Genomic DNA, 4788 nt, shown 5'->3' on the forward strand with positions numbered 1-4788 from the left:
GTTGACTCGAAGGATCACGCGGTGGCCGCTGCTTCGTCTGCCGTACACGCCGGTGACGATCTCGGCTACCGCGCTACACCACTATCGGGGACTCAACTCCTCGTGCGAGAGGTTACGGACAACCCTGGCCCTTCGGGCTGGGTGTGTGTTGGTCATTGTTGGCGTAGACCCGTCGGCGGGGCGTTTTACAGGCGTCGTCGGATGGTCGCGAAGGCGTCGCATAATTGGGACGGCTCGACATTCGTGAGGTCTGTGTCGAAGGTGATGAAGAGGCCGGCGACTCCGGCCCAGGACCACCCCCCGATCGTCAGGCGGCAGGAATGCCGGTCGATGGGAGTGACGACGGACCCGCCGGGGGCCCAGCGGGCGACGACGTTCGAGGGCAGCGCGAGCGTTGCGGTGCCGACGCACTGCCACTGGCCGGGGGTGTCACCTCGGTCGGGGTTCTGCACGACGAGCCGGTTCAGGTCGTCGGGGTCGAGGAGGGCGCGGGTGAAGGGGCGGCCGGCGGGGGTCTTGGGGCGGATACGGTCGACCCGGTAGGTGCCCCAGGTGGCGTGGTTGCGGTCGCGGGCGACGAGGTACCAGCGGCCGGCCCACACGACGAGGTGGTGAGGCTCGACGTCGTGGGGCGGTCGGAAGTCAGCGTCGCCCGGCGCGGGGACCCGCCCGTCGGGGTCGGCGTAGTCGAACCGCAGGCAGGAGCTCGTGCGAATCGTGGACCCGACTGCCTGCAGCGTGGCGACGTCTATGGGTGGCGCCGAGAACTCCCAGTAGTTGCGCAATGCGGTGACCTCGAAAGCTTCGCTGGCGGCACGCATGCGTGCGGGCATGACCTGCCGCAGGGTCGTCAGCGCCCTGGCGACGGCGTCGTCGATGCCGGTCACGGTCGCCGGTGCGGTCTGCAGGGCCAGCGCGATGGCGATGGCGATGGCCTGATCGTCGTCCAGCACCAGGGGCGGGAGCTTGCCGGCGGCGCCGAGCCGGTAGCCACCGCCGGGACCGGGGACGGCCTCGACGGGGTAGCCGAGCTCGCGCAGCGTGTCGATATCGCGGCGCACGGTCCGCGCCGACACCCCGAGCCGTTCGGCGAGGTCGCCACCAGGCCACTCGACGCGCGCCTCGAGCAGTGACAGCAGCCGCAAGATGCGGGCGGAGGTATCGGCCATGCCCTCAGCATGGCGCGAGTTGCGGACATTCGGTGTCCTGAACCGACGGCACGGTGAGGCCATGACTTCTCCTCAAGACACCGCAGCGGATGCTCGGGTCGGCGGCCGGGCGGCCTCGCTCGCGCTGCTGGTCGTGCTGTTCGCCTCGTTCATGGACCTGCTCGACGTCACCATCGTCACGGTCGCGGCCCCGCACATCGCAGCGGATCTGCACGCGTCGCCGTCGCAACTGCAGTGGATGCTCGCCGCGTACACGCTGGCGCTGGGCTCCGGCCTGATCACCGGTGGGCGTCTCGGTGATGACTACGGACGACGCCGAGTGTTCCTGGCCGCCCTGACCGCCTTCGCCGTCGCGTCGGCCGCATGCGCCCTCGCCCCGACCGCAGGTGCGCTCATCGCCGTTCGGGCACTGCAGGGACTCGCGGGCGGGTTCATGGTCCCGCAGGTCTTCGGGATCATCCGCTCCTCCTTCGAGCCGGCGGCGATGGCCAAGGCCTTCGGCGCCTACGGCGCCGTCCAGGGCCTGGCCTCGGTCGCCGGACCCCTGATCGGCGGAGCACTGGTCGATGCCGACCTGTGGGGCCTGGGCTGGCGCACGATCTTCTGGATCAACATCCCCGTCGCCGTTGTCGCTCTCGTGCTGGGTTGGCGGGTCCTGCCCGAGTCCCGCGCTGCGGCCCACTCTCGCCTGGACGTCGCTGGGGCCCTGCTCGCTTCCGTCGGGGTGCTGCTGGTGCTGCTGCCCCTCGTCCAGGGTCGCGACTGGGGCTGGCCCACCTGGGGCTGGGCTCTGCTCGGCGTCGGCGTGCTCGTCCTGGCCGGGTTCCTGCGCTTCGAGAGCGCCCTCGCACGCCGCGGCGGCGAACCTGTGCTCGCCCCCGACCTGCTGAAGGTCCGACCCTTCGTCGCCGGCCTGGGCGCGTCGGTGCTGTTCTTCGGTGGCCTTGCCTCGTTCTTCCTCGTCCTGTCGATCTACCTGCAGGCCGGGACCGGCCGCTCGGCCTGGGACACGGGCCTGGTGATCCTGCCCTACGCCCTAGGCTCGATGCTCACCTCCGGTGCGGGTGTCGCCCTCGCCGCGAGGGCCGGGCGAGCCCTGCTCGTCACCGGGTCGCTGACTCTGGCCGCGTCTCAGGCGCTGCTGTGGTGGCTCGTCCGCGACGGCGCCACCCCCGGCTACTGGCCCCTCGCCGCCGCCATGTTCCTCGGCGGTCTCGGCCTGGGACTGGCCGCGCCGATCCTGGTCAACGTCGTCCTGGCCGGCGTTCCCGGCCGCCGCGCTGGCGCCGCCGGCGGGGTGCTGTCCACCGTCAACCAGATCGGCGGAGCGGTCGGCGTCGCCGTCCTCGCCACCGTCTTCTTCAACGCCACCTCGAGCGCCGGCACAGCGACCCCACCGGCCGAGCTGTTCGCTCACGCACTGGCCCAGGCGATGCCCTGGCAGGTCGCCACCTACCTGCTTGCGGCCGTCGCGATGCTCGCACTGCCCAAGACCGCAGCGACCCACCAGGACTGAACCGATGACCCCCAAGACCCATCAGGAGCAGCCCATGTCGGACAGCGGCGTCATCAGGGTGCGCGGCGCCCGCACGAACAACCTGCGCAATGTCGACGTCAACATCGCGAAGAAGCAGCTCACCGTGGTGACCGGGTCTCGGGATCGGGCAAGCCCTCCCTGGCCTTCGACACCATCGCAGCCGAGTCACAACGACTGCTCGCCGCGATCTACCCGGCCTTCGTCCAAAATCTCATGCCCCACCTGCCACGCCCCGACGTCGACACCCTCGAAGGACTGAGCGCCTCGATCGTCGTCGACCAGGCGCCCCTGGGCGCCAACCCCCGCTCCACCGTCGGGACCGCGACCGACGCCTGGTCCCTGCTGCGCCAGCTCTACGCCGGACACGGCACCCCACCCGCACCCGGCCCCCACGCGCTTTCCTTCAACGCTCCCACCGGGATTTGCCCGGCCTGCGAAGGCAGCGGACGCACCGCCACCCTCGACGTCGATCTCGTGCTGGACCGATCCCTGTCGTTGAACGACGGCGCGATCACCTTCCCCAACTTCGCCGTCGGCTCCCTGTTCTGGAAGGTGTACGCCCGCAGCGGGGCCTTCGACAACGACCAGCCTGTGCAGTCATACACCCTGGCCTAGCTGATGGGCGTAACGTCGAGTCATGGCAAACGTTCGCCCTGCTCGCGTGGATGACGGGCCGCGTCTGGCCGAGATCGACCACGCTTGCTGGTCGCCGATGACCGATCCGGGGAGTCACTGGAGCCCGGGTCGCCCCTTCTTCGGAGTGCCGACAGGAACGCTCGTCGACGAAGTTCTGGTCGCTGCTGAAGGTGATGAAATACTGGGGTTCATCAAGATTCGACGAGAACCTAGTGAGTTCGGCCAGTGGTACGTGGGTGGGCTCGGTGTGGCACCTGTCGCCCGCCGTCAAGGCCTAGCGCGGAAGCTTATACACGCTGCACTGACAGCAGTTGAGGCCCGGGGTGGTGACAGCGTATGGCTCAGGGTGCTCTCATCCAACGTGGGAGCTGTTGCGCTCTATTCGGCGCTCGGGTTCGCCGAGGTGGCTCGGTTCGCCGACGCATTTGAAGATCGCCCGGGGGTGGATGATTTGCGACTGTCGGCGCAGCTGCCTCTCGCGGGCGCATGAACGGCGGGTTGAGCTACCGGATCGCTGCGATGGTGCAGAGCCTTTCGTTTGAGCTACGCCTGTCGGACGCTTCGATGATGATGACGCAGGCAAGAACGGCGTAGACCGTGGCCGCAAGGTAGTTCAACGCGGCGCTAGCTCGCGGACTGCTAGTGAATCGCTCATGAAAAGTGCCCGCGAGAGCACCGATGGTGCCGTAGAGCACGAACTCGGTGCACACGTTGACTGTGCCGAGCAGGGCCATCTGCGCTGTCGTGTTGGTGGCGTGGCCGGCGAAACGCGGGAGGACGGCGAGGAAGAACAGGATGATCTTGGGGTTCGTCAGGCTGACCGACAGACCCCGCAGGTACCACCGCCCGGCGGCGACGTCGCCGATCGCGGTCACCTCGCGAGCATGGCGCACGGTAGTCACCGACAGCCAGAGCAGATAGGCAGCCCCAAGCAGCTTCAAGCCGGCCAGCAAATCAGGGTGACTTCTGGCGACCTCACCCAGGCCAACAACGACTGCGGCGGCGTAGACGCTCATTCCGGTAGCGATGCCAAGGATCGCTTTGAGCGCGGCTCTCCGCCCTCCCTCGAGTCCGACCGCGAGCATGTACGCCATGTCTGGGCCGGGTGGGATGAGGAACACCAGAATGACACCGAGGAAGCCCGGTAGTACGGACAGGTCGACCACGAGCATCCTCTTCGCCGGCGACGCCCTCGTGGCGCCGCCCTCACGCTACTGCGTCTTCTCCCTAGGGCAGGGGCGCTGGTTCCCACGCTCCACGAAACCGTTCGTTTGCGCCACACCCACTCCTGGCTTAGCGGTAGATCCGCGCAAATCCGTGATACCTCAGGTTGGTTGGTGGGCCGCTGGGACTGCTGCACGATCAGGTGACAGGGGTTAGGCAGCCAACTCGACTGCTGTGGTCATGATGGTTTCGAACTCGATCGGCGTCAATCGCCCCAGCCGG

Annotated in this window: 5 protein-coding genes; 3 read left to right on the forward strand and 2 right to left on the reverse strand. The window is 68.4% G+C overall.

Annotation, left to right across the window (positions count from 1 at the left end; genetic code table 11):
* Positions 1-185 precede the first annotated feature (185 nt).
* Positions 186-1169, reverse strand: a complete 984-nt coding sequence (locus D1832_RS14865) for a helix-turn-helix transcriptional regulator (RefSeq protein ID WP_118915152.1) — start codon at positions 1167-1169, stop codon at positions 186-188.
* A 61-nt stretch (positions 1170-1230) separates the two neighbouring features.
* Here D1832_RS14865 and D1832_RS14870 point away from each other — a divergent pair, with 61 nt between their 5' ends.
* The 3 genes from D1832_RS14870 (at position 1231) to D1832_RS14880 (ending at position 3832) form a co-directional block, all read left to right on the forward strand.
* Positions 1231-2685 carry an MFS transporter gene (locus tag D1832_RS14870; protein WP_118915154.1) on the forward strand — a complete coding sequence of 485 codons (1455 nt, stop codon included), beginning with the start codon at positions 1231-1233 and terminating at the stop codon, positions 2683-2685.
* A gap of 234 nt (positions 2686-2919) precedes the next feature.
* Positions 2920-3321: a P-loop NTPase family protein gene (locus D1832_RS14875; protein ID WP_118915155.1), complete on the forward strand. Its 402-nt coding sequence runs from the start codon at positions 2920-2922 to the stop codon at positions 3319-3321.
* Between the two features lie 22 nt (positions 3322-3343).
* Entirely contained in the window at positions 3344-3832 is a 489-nt protein-coding gene (locus D1832_RS14880) for a GNAT family N-acetyltransferase (protein ID WP_118915157.1), read from the forward strand.
* A gap of 13 nt (positions 3833-3845) precedes the next feature.
* On the opposite strand, the gene D1832_RS14885 is transcribed toward D1832_RS14880, so the two are convergent.
* Complete coding sequence (locus tag D1832_RS14885; RefSeq protein ID WP_118915159.1) at positions 3846-4508, reverse strand: LysE family translocator; 663 nt, start codon at positions 4506-4508, stop codon at positions 3846-3848.
* Positions 4509-4788: the final 280 nt, after the last annotated feature.

It is taken from the genome of Dermacoccus abyssi (assembly GCF_003515945.1).
GTDB classification, from domain to species: Bacteria; Actinomycetota; Actinomycetes; order Actinomycetales; family Dermatophilaceae; genus Dermacoccus; species Dermacoccus abyssi.

Bases quoted from the DNA above. Each gene is read 5' to 3' on its own strand.
- D1832_RS14865 (WP_118915152.1), bottom strand. From the start codon at position 1,169: ATGGCCGATACCTCCGCCCGCATCTTGCGGCTGCTGTCACTGCTCGAG.
- D1832_RS14870 (WP_118915154.1), top strand. From the start codon at position 1,231: ATGACTTCTCCTCAAGACACCGCAGCGGATGCTCGGGTCGGCGGCCGG.
- D1832_RS14875 (WP_118915155.1), top strand. From the start codon at position 2,920: ATGCCCCACCTGCCACGCCCCGACGTCGACACCCTCGAAGGACTGAGC.
- D1832_RS14880 (WP_118915157.1), top strand. From the start codon at position 3,344: ATGGCAAACGTTCGCCCTGCTCGCGTGGATGACGGGCCGCGTCTGGCC.